At 72.9% G+C, this 15,598-nt stretch carries 16 protein-coding genes; 14 read left to right on the top strand and 2 right to left on the bottom strand.

Annotated features, from left to right (window positions below):
• Positions 1–17 precede the first annotated feature (17 nt).
• On the top strand, positions 18–956 hold the full coding sequence (locus KME80_RS20485) for a diacylglycerol/lipid kinase family protein (RefSeq protein WP_219507443.1): 939 nt from the start codon (positions 18–20) through the stop codon (positions 954–956).
• A gap of 22 nt (positions 957–978) precedes the next feature.
• Here KME80_RS20485 and KME80_RS52785 read toward each other — a convergent pair whose 3' ends face one another.
• On the bottom strand, positions 979–1,728 hold the full coding sequence (locus KME80_RS52785) for an SWIM zinc finger family protein (RefSeq protein WP_219507441.1): 750 nt from the start codon (positions 1,726–1,728) through the stop codon (positions 979–981).
• Between the two features lies 1 nt (position 1,729).
• Positions 1,730–4,948: a DEAD/DEAH box helicase gene (locus KME80_RS20475; RefSeq protein WP_219507440.1), complete on the bottom strand. Its 3,219-nt coding sequence runs from the start codon at positions 4,946–4,948 to the stop codon at positions 1,730–1,732.
• Positions 4,949–5,050: 102 nt separating this feature from the next.
• Here KME80_RS20475 and KME80_RS20470 point away from each other — a divergent pair, with 102 nt between their 5' ends.
• The 13 genes from KME80_RS20470 (at position 5,051) to KME80_RS20410 (ending at position 15,593) form a co-directional block, all read left to right on the top strand.
• Complete coding sequence (locus KME80_RS20470) at positions 5,051–5,215, top strand: hypothetical protein (RefSeq protein WP_219507439.1); 165 nt, start codon at positions 5,051–5,053, stop codon at positions 5,213–5,215.
• Between the two features lie 81 nt (positions 5,216–5,296).
• Positions 5,297–5,677, top strand: a complete 381-nt coding sequence (locus KME80_RS20465) for a phage holin family protein (RefSeq protein ID WP_219507438.1) — start codon at positions 5,297–5,299, stop codon at positions 5,675–5,677.
• Positions 5,674–6,405: a DUF3618 domain-containing protein gene (locus KME80_RS20460; protein ID WP_219507437.1), complete on the top strand. Its 732-nt coding sequence runs from the start codon at positions 5,674–5,676 to the stop codon at positions 6,403–6,405. The genes KME80_RS20465 and KME80_RS20460 overlap by 4 nt, the downstream gene beginning before the upstream one ends.
• Before the next feature lie 54 nt (positions 6,406–6,459).
• On the top strand, positions 6,460–7,344 hold the full coding sequence (locus KME80_RS20455; protein ID WP_308125849.1) for a YihY/virulence factor BrkB family protein: 885 nt from the start codon (positions 6,460–6,462) through the stop codon (positions 7,342–7,344).
• Positions 7,345–7,362: 18 nt separating this feature from the next.
• A complete protein-coding gene (locus KME80_RS20450) occupies positions 7,363–8,073 on the top strand; it encodes a DUF1838 family protein (RefSeq protein WP_219507435.1) in 711 nt (236 codons plus the stop codon).
• On the top strand, positions 8,070–8,477 hold the full coding sequence (locus KME80_RS20445) for an HIT family protein (RefSeq protein ID WP_219507434.1): 408 nt from the start codon (positions 8,070–8,072) through the stop codon (positions 8,475–8,477). Before KME80_RS20450 ends, KME80_RS20445 begins: the two co-directional genes overlap by 4 nt.
• 13 nt (positions 8,478–8,490) lie before the next feature.
• Positions 8,491–9,669 carry a sensor histidine kinase gene (locus KME80_RS20440; protein WP_219507433.1) on the top strand — a complete coding sequence of 393 codons (1,179 nt, stop codon included), beginning with the start codon at positions 8,491–8,493 and terminating at the stop codon, positions 9,667–9,669.
• Positions 9,670–9,702: 33 nt separating this feature from the next.
• Complete coding sequence (locus tag KME80_RS20435; RefSeq protein WP_219507432.1) at positions 9,703–10,452, top strand: LytR/AlgR family response regulator transcription factor; 750 nt, start codon at positions 9,703–9,705, stop codon at positions 10,450–10,452.
• On the top strand, positions 10,449–10,829 hold the full coding sequence (locus KME80_RS20430; protein WP_219507430.1) for a hypothetical protein: 381 nt from the start codon (positions 10,449–10,451) through the stop codon (positions 10,827–10,829). The genes KME80_RS20435 and KME80_RS20430 overlap by 4 nt, the downstream gene beginning before the upstream one ends.
• Positions 10,826–12,310, top strand: a complete 1,485-nt coding sequence (locus tag KME80_RS20425) for a sodium/solute symporter (RefSeq protein WP_219507429.1) — start codon at positions 10,826–10,828, stop codon at positions 12,308–12,310. The genes KME80_RS20430 and KME80_RS20425 overlap by 4 nt, the downstream gene beginning before the upstream one ends.
• Before the next feature lie 30 nt (positions 12,311–12,340).
• Positions 12,341–13,495: a trans-sulfuration enzyme family protein gene (locus KME80_RS20420; RefSeq protein ID WP_219507427.1), complete on the top strand. Its 1,155-nt coding sequence runs from the start codon at positions 12,341–12,343 to the stop codon at positions 13,493–13,495.
• A gap of 152 nt (positions 13,496–13,647) precedes the next feature.
• Positions 13,648–13,977: a DUF485 domain-containing protein gene (locus tag KME80_RS20415; RefSeq protein ID WP_219507426.1), complete on the top strand. Its 330-nt coding sequence runs from the start codon at positions 13,648–13,650 to the stop codon at positions 13,975–13,977.
• Positions 13,974–15,593: a monocarboxylic acid transporter gene (locus KME80_RS20410; protein WP_219507424.1), complete on the top strand. Its 1,620-nt coding sequence runs from the start codon at positions 13,974–13,976 to the stop codon at positions 15,591–15,593. The genes KME80_RS20415 and KME80_RS20410 overlap by 4 nt, the downstream gene beginning before the upstream one ends.
• Positions 15,594–15,598 lie beyond the last annotated feature (5 nt).

The following is a 15,598-nucleotide window of genomic DNA, read 5'->3' as shown; positions in this document are numbered from 1 at the left end:
CCCTAACATTGATGACCATGAGCGAATTGCGCACCAAGGCCGAGCACACCGAGGCGATCCGTCAGGACCGCAGGGTGGCGGTGGTGATCAACACTCGCTCACGCCGTGGCCGCCGCCACTACTTCGAGGTGATCGAGCAGCTGCACGAGCTGGGCTACGAGCCGCTGGCCGAGATCGGCGTCTACAACCCCAAGCGACTGCGCGACCTGCTCGACACGGCCCTGGCGACGGGGCCCGACCTGCTGATCGTCGGCGGCGGTGACGGCACGCTGTCCTCCGCCGTGCGCCACGTCGCCCACCGCGACGTGGCGCTCGGCGTTCTCCCGCTCGGCACCACCAACAACTTCGCCCGCAGCCTCGGCCTGCCGCTCGACCTGGCCGGCGCGATCCGGGTGTTCGACACCGGCAAGGTCGCCGACATCGACCTGGGCATGGCCGACGACCGGCCGTTCGCCAACCTGGCCAGCTTCGGCGTCTCCGTCGAGGTCGCGGGCAAGGTCAAGCCGTGGCTCAAGCGGGTGCTCGGCCGGCCCGCCTACCCGCTGACCGCGCTGACCGTGCTGCCGGGGCACCGGCCCTTCCGCGCCTACATCACCGTCGACGGGCAGCGCCACGAGCTGCTCACCCACCAGCTCAACATCGCCAACGGGCGCTTCCACGGCGGCTGGCAGGTGGCCCGCGACATCAGCATCGACGACGGCATGCTCGTGGCCTACCAGCTCGGCTCCGGCAAGAAGGTGCGCCTGCTCGTCGAGACGCTGGCCCGCGCGACGACCGGGCGCTGGCGCAGCCTGGCGGGCGGGCCGTTCGTCGTCGGCCGCGAGATGCTGCTGGAGACCGACCCGCCGATGGCCGCCGACGTCGACGGCGAGGTGCGGCTGCGCACCCCGATCCGGCTGCGCGTGGTGCCCAACGGGGTGCGCGTCATGGTGCCCGCCGACTTCGAGGACCGTTGACCCGCACAGCCCGGCTGGTCTCCTAGCGCAGGCGGTCGTACAGCTCGGTCAGCGGCGCCGACAGGCCCGCCGGCGGCGGGAAGACGCGCAGCAGCAGGCCCGGCTCCACGGCGGACGGGCGTCGCTCGGGCCTGGCCTTGCCGGCGGGCGCGTAGAAGTCGGCGAGCCGGTCGGCGAACGGCACGTCCTCCACCTCCAGCGCGGCCCCGCCGCCAGCCGCCAGCGAGCCCAGCAGCTCCTCACGGGCGCGCCCCCGCCAGGCCAGCACCAGGAACGGGTCGTCGTCGAACGACTCGGCCAGCAGGTAGAGCACCGCCGACACGTGCTTGCACGGGAAACCCCAGTCGGGACACGAGCACGCCATGTCCAGATCGCGCGGGAACAGGTCGGCGCCCAGCGCCGCGAACAGCTCCTCGATCTCCTCCGGCATCTCCCCGGCCAGCAGCCTCGCCCGGTGGACGGCCTGCTCGGCCACCGCCCGCTCGACCGCCTGCCACAGCTCCTCGCCGAACACCTCGACGGCGATCGTCACCTCGTACGGAGCCGGGCGCGACCCCTGCACCGACGCCCTGGCCAGGCCCGGCGACAGGTCGATCGACAGCACCTGGCCCGCCCTGGCGTAGCCGCGCCCGCGCGACAGGCGGCCCTTGTCGCAGATCCGCTCCAGCACGTCGATGAACCGCCTCGACCACCAGGTCGAGCCGATCGAACCGCGCCGCGACCTGGCCCGGATACCGCCCTCGACGCTGATCGGAGTGCTCCAGCCCGGCACGTCAGCCCACCGCCCCGGCCGTCAGGCGGAACACCTCGCGCAGCTCCCCGGTCGACAGATCCGTCAGCCAGTCCTCGCCCGCGCCGACCACCCGCTCCGCCAGCGCCTTCTTCCGCTCGATCATCTCGTCCACCCGCTCCTCCAGGGTGCCCGCGCAGATCAGCTTGCGCACCTGCACGTTCCTGCGCTGGCCGATGCGGAACGCCCGATCGGTCGCCTGGTCCTCGACCGCCGGGTTCCACCAGCGGTCGACGTGCACCACGTGGCTCGCCGCCGTCAGGTTGAGCCCCACCCCGGCCGCCTTCAGCGACAGCAGGAACAGCATGGGCTCGTCGTCCTGCTGGAACCGGTCCACCAGCCGGTCGCGCGCCTTCTTCGGCAGCCCGCCGTGCAGCCACAGCACCGGCTGGTCCAGCCGCTGCTCCAGATAGGGCTGCAGCATGCTGCCGAACTCCGCGTACTGCGTGAACAGCAGCGCCTTCTCGCCCTCGGCCAGGATCTCCTCCGCGAGCTGCTCCAGCCGCGCCAGCTTGCCCGACCGGCCCGCCAGCCGGGAGCCGTCCTTCAGCAGGTGGGCCGGATGGTTGCAGACCTGCTTCAGCTTGGCCATGGCCGCCAGCACCAGGCCGCGCCGCTCGATCCCCTCGCTGTCGTCGATCCTGCCCAGCATGTCGTCCACCACCGCCTGGTACAGCGACGCCTGCTCCGGCGTCAGCGTGCACCACTCCTTGACCTCCAGCTTCTCCGGCAGGTCGGAGATGATCGAGGCGTCGGTCTTGAGCCGGCGCAGGATGAACGGCCCCGTCGCCCGACGCAGCGCCTGCGCGGCCTGCTCGTCCTGCCGCGCCTCGATCGGCTCCTGGAACCGGGTGCGGAAGCGCGCCTTCGGCCCCAGCAGGCCCGGATTGGCGAACTCCATGATCGACCAGAGCTCGGCCAGGTGGTTCTCCACCGGGGTGCCCGTCAGCGCCAGCCGGGTGCCCGCCGGGATCGACCGCACCGCCTGCGCCTGGAGGGTGCCGCTGTTCTTGATCGCCTGCGCCTCGTCGCACACCACCCGCCGCCACGCGACCCGCCGCAGCGTCTCCAGGTCGCGCTGCGCCGTCCCGTACGTGGTGATCACCAGGTCGGCGTCCGCGATGCGGGCCGCGTCCCTGCCGCTGCCGTGATGGACGTGCACGCGCAGGCCCGGCGCGAACCGCGCCGCCTCCCGCTGCCAGTTGCCCACCAGCGACATCGGGCACACCAGCAGCGTCGGCTCCGCAGCCCGCTCGTGCACGAGCAGCGCCAGCGTGGTGACCGTCTTGCCCAGCCCCATGTCGTCGGCCAGCACCCCGCCCAGCCCGAGCTCCGACAGGAAGCTCAGCCACGCCAGCCCGCGCTCCTGGTAGGGGCGCAACGTCGCGTCCAGGCCCGCCGGCGTCCCGATCACAGCCGGCCGCCCCTCCGGCCCGCCCTCCGGCCGGCCCGACAGCAGCTCGCCCAGCACCCCGTCGGCGTCCACCTCCAGCAGCGGCAGCTCGTCGTCGCCCTGGACCACGTGCCGCAGCACCTCCGCCGCCGGGAGCACCCCGCCGCGCTCGCCGCCGACCGCGCGCAGCGCCGCCGCGAGCTGCCGCTCGTCCAGCTCCACCCACTGGCCGCGCACCCGCACCAGCGGCACCTTCAGCCGGGCCAGCTCGGCCAGCTCCTCCTCGCCGATCGTCTCCCCGCCCACCGCCAGGTCCACCCGGAAGTCCACCAGCTCGCGCAGCCCGAACCCCTGGCTCGCCGCCGCGCTCTGCGTCTTCGTCCGCGTCGTCACCTTCAGCCCCAGCCTCGCCCGGCCCGCCCAGCGGGGCAGCTGCACCCCGAACCCGGCCGCCTGCAGCAACGGCGCCGCCTCCCGCAGGAACGCGAACGCCCCGGCCGTGTCGAGCACCAGCTCCTCCGGCTCCGGCACCCGCAACGCCCGGTCCAGCTCCGGATAGAGCCGCACCGCCCGGCCCAGCCCGGCCAGCAGCTCCCGCTCCGCCCCGGCCGGCAACCCGGCCACCGGCCCGCCGCCCCACACCTTCCCGGCGGGCACGTACAGGCTCGGGTCGTCGGCCGCCTGCACCGCCAGCTCCACCCGCCACCGATGCTCACCGCCCGCGTCGTCGCGGCCGTCCCCGGCGGGAGCCGGGGGGTCGACCGGCTCGGTGAGGCGGAAGCACACGCGGGTGGCGCCCTCGGCCGACTCCACGGAGCGGCGCCACTCCTCCAGGGCCCGCCGCAGGTCCGGGTCATCGGGGCAGGCGGCGTCAGGGCAGGCGGCGTCGGGGGAGGCGGTGCCGGGGGAAGCGGTGCCGGGGGAGGAGGGGTCGGGGGAGGAGGGGTCGGGAGAGCCGGTGTCGGAGGAAGCGGCGCCGGGGCAGGCGGCGCCGGGGGAGGCCAGTGCGGCCAGCCACCGCCCCCGCCCCGTGCCCGTGCCTGTGCCCGTGTCCGCCTGCGGAGGCCGGGCGTTCAGGGCGGTTCGGGCGAAAGTGTCGGCGAAGGCGTCCAGGGCCTGGCGCAGCACCTCGTGGGAGGGGCGCTCGACCGCCCAGGTGCGGCAGGCGGGGGGCATGGTGAGGGCGAGGTCGCGGAAGTAGGCGGCGTCGGCGCCGGTGACGACCGCGCGCCAGGCCGCCCGGGCCTCGCCGTCGGCCTCCGTCAGCTCCAGCTGGGGAACGACCCGGCCGCGGCGTACGAGATCCCGCGCGAACGCGGCGACGGCCCGCCAGTGCCGCACCGTAGCGCCCGGCACGGCGTCACCCCAGCCGGTGAGACCGGGCCCGGCATCGGAGACAGGGCCGGCGTCAGCGTCGGGGCCGGGGGCGAGGTCGGGGCCGGGGGCAGGGTCGGGGCCGGGGGCAGGGTCGGGGTCAGCGGCGGGGGCGGCGGCTGGGGTGGGGTCGGGGGCGAGGAGGTGTACGGCGGCGGGTAGGGGCGGGACCACGGCGGGGACGCGCCAGGGGCGCAGCGAGGGGCGGGTGACCGCGGACAGGAGCCCGGTCTCGGGGGAGGGGAGCGGCTCGGCCGCGGACCCCGGCAGCAGGAGCTCCAGCATGCGCGGCCCGCCCGCCGGGAGGCGCTCGACCGGCGCGGCCCAGGGATGGGCGCGCGGCGCCGGGCCACGGGCGGCACGCGGCGCGAGGGCGGTGTCCTCCGCCCAGAAGGCGACCCCGTCCCCGGCCCAGACCCCATGCACGACCAGCACCTCGGCAGGGTACCCGGACCGGGAGGGGCCGGTGGCCCGAGTCCGCCGACGGCGCACTGGCCGGCTCATGGGAAAAATCAGTGCAAGTCGTAGACTGGAGGCATGAATACTCCGGGATCGTGGTGCGAGCGGCCCAAGCCGCCGGCTCCGTCGTGTGAGCTCCCGTCCCCGTGGAGCGCCCCCAAGAAGCCGGACAACTGGTGCGAGGCGCCCAAGTCGCCGGTCGAGTCGCTGGTCGGCCTGCTCCTGCGCGCCGCCAAGCGGTAGGACCCGGCCCGGCGGAAAACCGCGGGGTGATAGAAGCCGGGCTCTTCGGGTAGGCGGGTTCGCGACGGAGGAGGCGACGTCGTGAACGACACCCACAAACTGGTCAACGACCTTTCCGAGCAGGTCTCCCGGCTCGTCAAGGACGAGTTGCGGCTGGCCAGGCTCGAACTCACGGAGAAGGGCAAGCGCGCCGGGTTCGGCGCGGGCATGTTCGGGGCGGCCGGGCTGGTCGCGTTCTTCGGCGGCGCGGTGCTCGTGGCCGCCGTGGTGATGCTGCTCGCGCTGGTGATGCCCGCGTGGGTCGCCGCGGCCATCGTCGGAGTGGTCCTGCTGATCGTGGCCGCCCTGCTGGGGCTGGCCGGCAAGAGCAAGGTGAAGCAGGCGACGCCGCCGGTCCCGACCGAGACCATCGCGAGCCTGCGGGCCGACGTCGACGCGGTCAAGGAAGGGGCGCGGCGATGAGCGAGACCGATCCGGGACGCAGCGACCAGCACGCCGGCACGGTCGGCGCGCGCCGGGCCACCGTCGGCACGCCGACGGACGCCGAGTCCATCAACGTGCCGCCGACCAGGCCGGGCGCGGCCGAGAACGCGCACGAGGCCGAGCTGGCCCGCGAGGAGCACGAGACCTTCATCCCCGAACCTCCCCAGGCCGACGACCGCACCGACGCGGTCAGGTCGCGCGCCACGGAGGAGGAGTCCCTGACCGGGGGCCGGGCCGCGAAACGGTCCGGAAGCGAGCACCGTACCCAGGGTGACGACGCGGACGCGGTCCGGGAGGACATCAGGCAGACCCGCCGGGAGCTCGGCGAGACGGTGAGCGCCCTGGCGCACAAGGCGGACGTCAAGAGCCGGGCAGCCGACGCGGCGGCCACGGCCAGAGGAAAGGCGAGCAGAATGGCAGGCACGGCCAAGGACAGGGCCACGGAGCTGGCGGAGACGGCCAAGGGCAAGACGGCCGAGATGACGGGCGCCGCCAAGGGCAAGGCGCACGAGATGACGGGCGCCGCCAAGGGCAAGGCGCACGAGATGACCGGCAAGGCGCACGAGGTCGCGGGCAGGGTCGGCGAAAGGGTCGGCGATGCCACGCCGGAGCAGGTCAAGAAGCGCCCGGTGTTCGTGATGGTCGCGCTCGGGACGGTGGTGGCCCTGGTCGTGCGCCGCATGGTGAGGCGCAACAAGGCCAAGTGACGCGTGGAGGCCCCCGACGGACCCGCCGAGCTGCCACGCCGGTCGTGGTGGCGGGTGATCAGAAGAACGTTCGCCGAGTTCAAGAACGACCGCGTCCAGGACCTGGCGGCGGCGCTGACGTACTACGCGGTGCTGTCGGTGTTCCCGGCGCTGATCGTGCTGGTGTCGCTGTTCGGCCTGCTGGGCCGCGACGACCTCGGCACGGTCGTGGGCTCCCTTGTCGTGCTCGCGCCGGAGGAGGCGCGCGGCCTGATCGCGGAGAGCGTGCGCGGGGTGCGCAGCACCGGCGGCGCGGGCCTGGTGGCGATCACCGGCCTGCTGGTCGCGCTGTGGTCGGCTTCCGGGTACATCGCCGCGTTCATCCGGGCGTGCAATGAGATCTACGACATCGAGGAGGGCCGCCCGTTCTGGAAGCTGACCCCGCTGCGGCTCGGCCTCACGGTCATGATGATGATCCTGCTGGTCGTGGGCGCGATCGCGGTCACGCTGACGGGCGAGCTGGCCGCCGCGGCCGGTGAGGCGCTCGGCCTCGGCGACGCCGCCGTGACGGCGTGGGACATCCTCAAGTGGCCGGTGCTGGCGCTCATCGCGGCCGGCCTGATCATGGTGCTGTACTGGGCGGCGCCGAACGTCCGCCAGCCGGGCATGCGCTGGATCACGCCCGGGGGCCTGCTCGCGGTCGTGCTCTGGGCGCTGGTCTCGGGCGGCTTCGCGCTGTACGTGGCGGGCTTCGGCTCCTACAACAAGACCTACGGCGCCCTCGCCGGGGTCGTGGTGTTCCTCATCTGGCTGTGGCTGTCGAACATGGCGCTGCTGTTCGGCGCCGAGCTGGACGCCGAGCTCATCAGGGAGCGCGCCGCGGCCCAGGGCCGGCCCCCCGGGCGGGAGCCGTACGCGGTGCCGCGCGACCCGCCGGAGCCGGATGATCTGCCGGGCTGAAAGTGAGAGGCTTCGCGCATGGACTTCATCCGCGTGCGCGCCTCCTCCGACGGCGCGGAGACGATCTCGTCGTGGACCGGCGACGTCTATGGCTGGGAGCCCGGCGGCGGGCCGCATCACCTGTTCGGCTTCGAGGGCGTCAACGTGGCCAGGGCGGTGCGCGGCGACGGCGGCGGCTGGCTGCTGCTGACCCGGGAGGCCGCCCTCTACCTCGACCCGCGCACCCGCGAGGTGCTCGACGTGTGGGACAACCCGCTGACCGGCCGCCGCGTGGAGGTGCAGCACGTCTTCAACGACCCGGTCAACCAGCGGCTGGGCGGCTACCCGGTGCCGGTGACGCGGCTGGGCGAGCAGGTGGTGTTCAACGTGGACGTGCGCCTGGCCTACCCGTCGCCGCTGAAGGTGGCCGACTATCCGGACAACTCGGCGGACGACACGTACCGGGCGATGGAGCTGTTCCAGTTCTTCGCCCGGGCGGCCGACGTCGAGTCGGAGCTGCCGGACGTGCCGAGCGTGTTCTCCTGGTGCCGGGTGTCGCCCTGGTTGCCGTGGATGGCGATGGCCCAGCGGCCGGGCGGGCTCGTCTACCACTGCCGGGGCGGCAAGGGCGCCGAGGTGCCGCCGAGGCTGCGCGAGCGCGCCGGGGAGCGGTTCCTGCACGCGCCGCAGGAGTGGTCGGCCCCCAACGTGACGAGCTGGACCGCGTTCGCGGATAAGGTCGGCCGATGAGCACCGATCTGTTCTGCGAGATCGTCGCGGGGGAGCGCCCGGCGACGATCGTCGGCTCCGACGAGGTGTCCGTCTCCTTTCTCGACACCCGGCCCGTGTTCAAGGGGCACGTGCTCGTGGTGCCGCGCGTGCACGCCGAGACGCTCGCCGACCTGACCGGGGTGGGGCCGTTCTTCGAGAGCGTCCAGCGCATGGCCCGCGCCGTGGAGGAGGGCCTGGAGGCGGGCGGCACGTTCGTCGCGATGAACAACCGGATCAGCCAGAGCGTCCCCCACCTGCACGTGCACGTGGTGCCCCGGGTCAAGAAGGACGGCCTGCGCGGCTTCTTCTGGCCGCGCACCACCTACTCCTCCGCCGACGAGGCCGCCTCCTACGCGGAGCGGATCGCCAAGGCGCTGGGCTGAGCCGGGCCGCACGGTGGAATACCTGGTCGGCGTCGCCGTGGTGGCCGTGCTCGTCGGCGTGCCCGCGATCGTGCTGTGGCGGGTCATGCGGGGCCGCCGCGACCTGGGCACCAGCCCGGCGGAGCGGGCCACGTTCGAGACGTTGCACACCGCGTCGCTGGCGGGGCCGCCGCTGCGCGCCGGGCTCACCGTCGACGGCGCCCAGCGGGCCTCGCGCCACCTGCGCGAGCTGCTCGGCTCGGCCGCGCTCGCCATCACCGACGGCGAGCGCCTGCTCGTGTACGACGGCGCCGGCGACCATCACGCCGAGGACGCCTTCGAGCACGCGAGGGCGACCCTGCAGGACGGCCGCACCCAGGTCCTGGCGATCGACTGCGACCTGCTCGAATGCCCGGTGAGGAACGCCGTCGTGGTGCCGCTCACCACCGACGAGCGGGTCGTCGGCGCGCTGACCGCCTACGGCACGCACGCCTCCGCCGGGCTCGTCCGGGCCGCCCAGGAGGTCGCCGGCTGGGTCGACTCGCAGCTGGAGCTGGCCGAGCTCGACCGTTCGCGCACGCTGCTCATGGAGGCCGAGGTGCGGGCGCTGCGCGCGCAGATCTCGCCGCACTTCATCTACAACTCGCTGACGACGATCGCCTCGTTCGTCCGCACCGACCCGGAGCGGGCCCGCGAGCTGCTGCTGGAGTTCGCCGACTTCACCCGCTACTCCTTCCGCAGGCACGGCGAGTTCACCACGCTGGCCGAGGAGCTGCGCTCGATCGACCGCTACCTCATCCTGGAGCGGGCCCGCTTCGGCGACCAGCTCCAGGTCACGCTGCGCATCGCGCCCGAGGTGCTGCCGGTGGCGGTGCCGTTCCTGTGCCTGCAGCCGCTCGTGGAGAACGCCGTGCGCCACGGCCTGGAGAGCAAGGACGGCGTCGGCCGCATCTCCATCGTGGCCGAGGACGCCGGGGCCGAGTGCAGCATCAGCGTCGAGGACGACGGGCTCGGCATGGACCCCGACCGGCTGCGCCGCGTCCTGGCCGGGGAGACCGCCTCCGACGGCGGGATCGGCCTGGCCAACGTGGACGAGCGGCTGCGCCAGGTCTACGGCGACGAGTACGGGCTGGTGGTCGAGACCGGGCGCGGGGCGGGCACGAAGGTCAACGTCAGGTTGCCGAAGTATCACCCGGGCGTCTCGGCCCGTTGACCTGGATCTTCGTTGTCGGTTTTATCACTGTCTATGGCACAACTTCGGGTCCTCGCGGTCGACGACGAGCTTCCCGCCCTGGAAGACCTGTCGTACCTGCTGCGTGCCGACCCGCGGATCGGCGAGGTGGCGACCGCCAGGGACGGCTCGGCGGCGCTGCGGCTGCTGGACCGGGCGATCGCCGAGGGCAGGCCCATCGACGCGGTCTTCCTCGACATCCGGATGCGCGGCCTCGACGGGGTCGTGCTCGGCCGGCTGCTGTCGCAGTTCGCCAACCCGCCGCGGGTGGTGTTCGTCACCGCGTACGAGGAACACGCCGTCGACGCGTTCGAGATCAAGGCCGAGGACTACCTGCTCAAACCGGTGCGGCCGGAGCGCCTGGCCGAGGCGATCAGGCGGGTGGCCGTCTCGGCCGACGTGCCCGCCGACGGCGGTGAGAGCGACACCATCCCGGTCGAGCTGGGCGGCGTGACCCGGTTCGTCTCCAGCGCCGACGTGATCTACGTGGAGGCGCACGGCGACTACGCCCGCCTGCACACCGCCACCGGCAGCCACCTCGTGCGCATCCCGCTCGCCACGCTGGAGGAGCGCTGGTCGGCGGCCGGGTTCGTGCGCGTGCACCGCAGCCACCTGGTCGCCGTCAAGCACATCGAGGAGCTGCACATCGACTCCGGCCGGTGCTCGGTCCGCGTCCACGACACCGAGCTGCCCGTCAGCCGCCGCCACACCCGCGAGCTGCGCGACCTGCTCGTCCGCCGCGCCAGGAAGGGACGGCACGAGTGAGCCCCGAGCCGCGGCCGGGCCGGCGCACCGCCGTCACCAGCCCGCGCACCGCCGCCGCCCGCCGGCCCCGCCGCCCGGCCACCCGGGAGATCGACGAGCAGACCCACCTCGGCGAGGTCTACATGCGCTCGCTGCTGCGCACCCAGTTCCGGCTGGCGCTGTTCGTGTGCACGGTGCTCGGCTGCGTCGTGGGCGGGCTGCCGCTGCTGTTCCTGCTCATCCCCGAGCTGCGCGACGCCCACCTGCTCGGCGTCCCGCTCCCGTGGGCAGTGCTCGCCGGGCTCATCTACCCCGCCTTCGTCATCGGCGCCTGGCTGTACGTCCGGCAGGCCGAGCGCAACGAACGCCACTTCGCCGACCTGGTCGACCGTTCATGAGCCTGGCCGCCGTCGTCGTCGTCATGGTCGCGGCCGTGCTCATCGGCGCCTTCGGCATCCGCTTCTCGCGCACCACCTCCGACTTCTACGTCGCCTCCCGCACCGTCAGCCCGCTGTGGAACGCCTCCGCGATCGGCGGCGAGTACCTGTCGGCGGCCTCCTTCCTCGGCGTGGCCGGGCTCATCCTCAGCTACGGCGTCGACATGCTGTGGCTGCCCGTCGGGTGGACCGGCGGCTACCTGGTGCTGCTCGTGCTGGTGTCCGCGCCGCTGCGCCGCTCCGGCGCCTACACGCTGCCCGACTTCGCCGAGGCGCGGCTGGAGTCGATGGTGGTGCGGCGCACGGCCAGCGTGCTCGTCGTGCTCATCGGCTGGCTCTACCTGATGCCGCAGTTCCAGAGCGCCGGCCTGGTGCTGCGCACGATCACCGGGGCGCCGGTGTGGGCCGGCGGGCTGCTGGTGGCCGTCGTGGTCGCGGTCAACGTGCTGTCGGGCGGCATGCGCTCGATCACGTTCGTGCAGGCGTTCCAGTACTGGCTGAAGCTGACCGCGCTGGCCGTGCCGCTGGTGTTCCTGCTGCTGGCGTGGAAGGCCGACGGCGCCCCGGCGCTCGACCCGGTGGACGCCGCCGTCTGGCAGGTGCCGCTGGCCGGGGCCAAGGACTACGCCCTGTACTCGACGTACTCGCTGATCCTGGCCACGTTCCTGGGCACGATGGGGCTGCCGCACGTGCTCGTCCGCTTCTACACCAACCCCGACGGGCGGGCCGCCCGCCGCACCACGCTCGTCGTGCTGTCGCTGCTCGGCGCCTTCTACCTGCTGCCCGCGCTGTACGGCTGGCTCGGCCGCATCTACGCGCCCGACCTCGTCCGCACCGACGCCGTGGTGCTGACGCTGCCGGCCCGCATGGTCGGCGGCACGCTCGGCGACCTGCTGACGGCGCTGGTCACCGCCGGGGCGTTCGCGGCGTTCCTGTCCACCTCGTCCGGGCTGACCGTGTCGGTCGCCGGGGTGATCGCCCAGGACCTGCTCAAGGGCGGCGTGCGCTCGTTCCGGATCGCCACGCTCATGGCCGTCGCCGTGCCGCTCGGGCTGGCGCTGTGGGCGCGGGCGCTGCCGGTCGCCGACGTGGTGGGGCTGGCGTTCGCGGTCGCCGCCTCGTCGTTCTGCCCGCTGCTCGTGCTCGGCATCTGGTGGCGGCGCCTGTCCACCACCGGCGCGCTCGCCGGGCTGTTCGTCGGCGGCGGCCTGGCCTGCTCGGCCGTGCTCGCCACCATCACCGGCGGCCCGTACGAGGGCCTGGCGGGCGCCCTGCTGGCCCAGCCCGCCGCGTGGACGGTGCCGATCGCGTTCGCGGTGATGGTGTCGGTGTCGTTCCTGACGCCCGACCGGGTGCCGCTGGGCGTGGCCAGGACGATGGTCCGCCTGCACACCCCGGAGAACCTCGACCTCGACCGGGGCGACTGGCGGCCCCGGGGGTGACGGGCGGGCGCTGTCCTAGGGTGGGCCGTCATGGATGACGAGTGGATCTGCGCCCGGCTGGGCGAGGACGAGCCGTGGCAGCTCGGCGCGGTCAACCCGCCGGTGTTCGGCAACAGCGTGTTCACCTTCGGCTCGATGGCGGAGCTCGGCGCGGCGATCAGGGACGAGGACGAGCGCTACGTCTACTGGCGGGGCACCAACCCGACCGTCGACCTGTTGCAGCGCAAGCTGGCCGCGCTGGAACGGGCCGAGCGGGCCAAGTGCTTCGGCTCCGGGATGGGCGCGATCTCGGCGGCGATCTCGTCGCTGGTGTCGGCCGGGGACCACGTGCTGGTGCTGGGCGCCGTCTACGGGCCGACCACGCAGTTCCTGCGCTACCTGGAGAAGTTCGGCGTCACCCACACGCACGCGGCCGACCTGGCGGCGTGCGAGGAGGCGGTGCGGCCCGGCACCCGGCTGCTGTACTTCGAGTCGCCCTCCTACATGCGCTACGAGATCTTCGACCTGGAGGCCGTCGCCGGGTGGGCGCGCGGCCACGGGCTGGTCACCGTGATGGACAACACCTGGTCGACGCCGCTGTTCCAGAAGCCGCTGACCAAGGGCGTGGACCTGGTCGTGCACTCGCTGTCGAAGTACGCGGGCGGGCACAGCGACGTGGTCGGCGGCGTGGTGGCGGGCCCGGCGCGGCTGATCAGGCCGCTGGCGCTGACCGAATACCAGCTGTACGGCGCGGCCATGTCGCCGCACGACGCCGCCCGGGTGATCAAGGGCCTGCGCACGCTGCCCGTACGGATGGCCGCGCACCAGGAGCGCGGCCTGGCGGTCGCCGCGTACCTGGAGGGACATCCGGCCGTACGCCGGGTCAACCACCCCGGCCTGCCCTCGCATCCCGGCCACGGCGTCGCGCGCGGCCAGATGTCGGGCTTCTCCAGCCTGTTCAGCGTGGAGCTGGACACGGACTCGCGCGCCGAGGTGGGCGCCTTCCTCGACGGGCTGCGGCACTTCCGGATCGGCGTGTCGTGGGGCGGGTTCGAGAGCCTGGTCAACGCGCCCGCGCTGACCGTCGAGGAGAGCGTGCGGGCCACCATGGGCGTCCCGGTGGGCCTGGTGCGCCTGGCGGTCGGCCTGGAGCCCGCCGCCACGCTGATCGAGGACCTGGGCGGCGCGCTGGGCGGAATCGCCTGACCGTTCGTCGTACATAAGGGACCATTCACCGCAACCCCTGACCAGCTGAACGCCGTTCGGCGGCGGCTCGCCGAACAGCCCTGCGAGACCCCTCCACCGCGGGTAGGTTGCGCTCTTACCTTGTGCGTGATCCGCATCACAGTGGAGGTCTCGTGACGACCAGAGAACATGACGCGTCCGTTTACGAACAGGTGCAGAGGAGCAGCGAGTTCCAGGAGCTGAAGAGCCGCTTCAGGCGGTGGACGTTCCCCATGACGGCGGCCTTCCTGGTGTGGTACCTGCTGTACGTGGTGCTGTCGGGATGGGCCCGCGACTTCATGGGCATCAAGCTGCTCGGTGACATCAACGTCGGGCTGATCCTCGGGCTGCTGCAGTTCGTGACGACGTTCCTCATCGCCTGGGCCTACTCCAGGCACGCCGGGAAGAAGCTCGACCCGATCGCCGACAAGCTCCGCCACGAGGTCGAGGAGAAGACCAAGTGAGCTCCACCACCCTCGCCACGATCCTCTTCCTCGTCTTCGTCGCGGCCACGCTCGGCATCACCTTCTGGGCCAGCCGCCAGACCAAGACCGCCGCCGACTACTACGCCGGCGGGCGCTCCTTCAGCGGCGTGCAGAACGGCCTGGCCATCGGCGGCGACTACATGTCCGCCGCCTCCTTCCTCGGCATCGCCGGCATCATCGCGCTGTCCGGCTACGACGGGTTCCTGTACTCCATCGGCTTCCTCGTGGCGTGGCTCGTCGCGCTGCTGCTGGTGGCCGAGCTCATGCGCAACTCCGGCAAGTTCACCATGGCCGACGTGCTGGCCTTCCGGATGAGCCCGCGACCCGTCCGCACCGCCGCCGGCGTCTCGACCATCGTCGTCAGCATCTTCTACCTGCTCGCCCAGATGGTCGGCGCGGGCGCCCTGGTCGGCCTGCTGCTCGGCATCACCTCCGAGGCCGGCAAGATCTGGACGATCGTCGCCGTCGGCGCCCTCATGATCGTGTACGTGGTCTTCGGCGGCATGAAGGGCACCACCTGGGTCCAGATCGTCAAGGCCGTGCTGCTGATGACCGGCGCCGCCCTGGTGACCGTGCTGGTGCTGGGCAAGTTCGGCTTCAACCTGTCGGCGCTGCTCGGCCAGGCCGCCGCCACCAGCGGACCCAAGGCCAACCCCGACAGCTTCCTCATCCCCGGCCTGAAGTACGGCACCGAGGCGCAGGGCATCGCCGGCAAGATCGACCTGATCAGCCTCGGCCTCGCCCTCGTGCTCGGCACCGCCGGCCTGCCGCACATCCTCATCCGCTTCTACACCGTCCCCACCGCCAAGGACGCCCGCAAGTCCGTCCTCTGGGGCATCGGCATCATCGGCGTGTTCTACCTGCTCACGCTCGTCCTCGGCTTCGGCGCCGCCGCCCTGGTCGGCAGGGAGGCCATCGTCGCCCAGGACCCCGGAGGCAACACCGCCGCGCCGCTGCTCGCGCTGCGGATCGGCGAGGAGATCTTCGGCTCGGTCGGCGGCACGCTGCTGCTGGCCTTCATCGGCGCCGTCGCCTTCGCCACCATCCTCGCGGTGGTCGCCGGCCTCACGCTCGCCTCCTCCTCCAGCTTCGCCCACGACCTGTACGCGCACGTCTTCCGGCGCGGCCAGGCCAGCGAGCGGCAGGAGGTCGTCGTGGCCCGGATCTCCGCCCTGGTCATCGGCGCCGTCGCCATCGGCCTGAGCATCCTCGCGCAGAGCCAGAACGTCGCCTTCCTGGTCGCCCTGGCCTTCGCCGTGGCCGCCTCGGGCAACCTGCCGGCGATCCTCTACAGCCTGTTCTGGAAGAGGTTCAACACGACCGGCGCCGTCAGCGCCATCTACGGCGGCCTGCTGTCCGCCCTGGTGCTGGTGATCTTCTCGCCGGTCGTCTCCGGCAGCAAGGCCGCCCTGTTCAAGGACGCCGACTTTGCCTGGTTCCCGCTCAGCAACCCGGGCATCGTCTCGATCCCGCTCGGCTTCCTGTGCGGCTGGCTCGGCACGATCCTGAGCAAGGAGTACAACGCGGCCAAGTACGCCGAGATCGAGGTCCGCTCCCTCACCGGGGTGGGGGCGGAGAAGGCCGCCGACCACTGACGGCC

Source organism: Nonomuraea ceibae (assembly GCF_019396325.1).
GTDB classification, from domain to species: Bacteria; Actinomycetota; Actinomycetes; order Streptosporangiales; family Streptosporangiaceae; genus Nonomuraea; species Nonomuraea ceibae.
This window is presented reverse-complemented; position numbering and strand designations above follow the sequence as displayed.

Coding starts and splice junctions, on each gene's coding strand:
- KME80_RS20485 (WP_219507443.1), top strand. CDS start 18: ATGAGCGAATTGCGCACCAAGGCCGAGCACACCGAGGCGATCCGTCAG.
- KME80_RS20470 (WP_219507439.1), top strand. CDS start 5,051: ATGAATACTCCGGGATCGTGGTGCGAGCGGCCCAAGCCGCCGGCTCCG.
- KME80_RS20460 (WP_219507437.1), top strand. CDS start 5,674: ATGAGCGAGACCGATCCGGGACGCAGCGACCAGCACGCCGGCACGGTC.
- KME80_RS20450 (WP_219507435.1), top strand. CDS start 7,363: ATGGACTTCATCCGCGTGCGCGCCTCCTCCGACGGCGCGGAGACGATC.
- KME80_RS20445 (WP_219507434.1), top strand. CDS start 8,070: ATGAGCACCGATCTGTTCTGCGAGATCGTCGCGGGGGAGCGCCCGGCG.
- KME80_RS20435 (WP_219507432.1), top strand. CDS start 9,703: ATGGCACAACTTCGGGTCCTCGCGGTCGACGACGAGCTTCCCGCCCTG.
- KME80_RS20425 (WP_219507429.1), top strand. CDS start 10,826: ATGAGCCTGGCCGCCGTCGTCGTCGTCATGGTCGCGGCCGTGCTCATC.
- KME80_RS20420 (WP_219507427.1), top strand. CDS start 12,341: ATGGATGACGAGTGGATCTGCGCCCGGCTGGGCGAGGACGAGCCGTGG.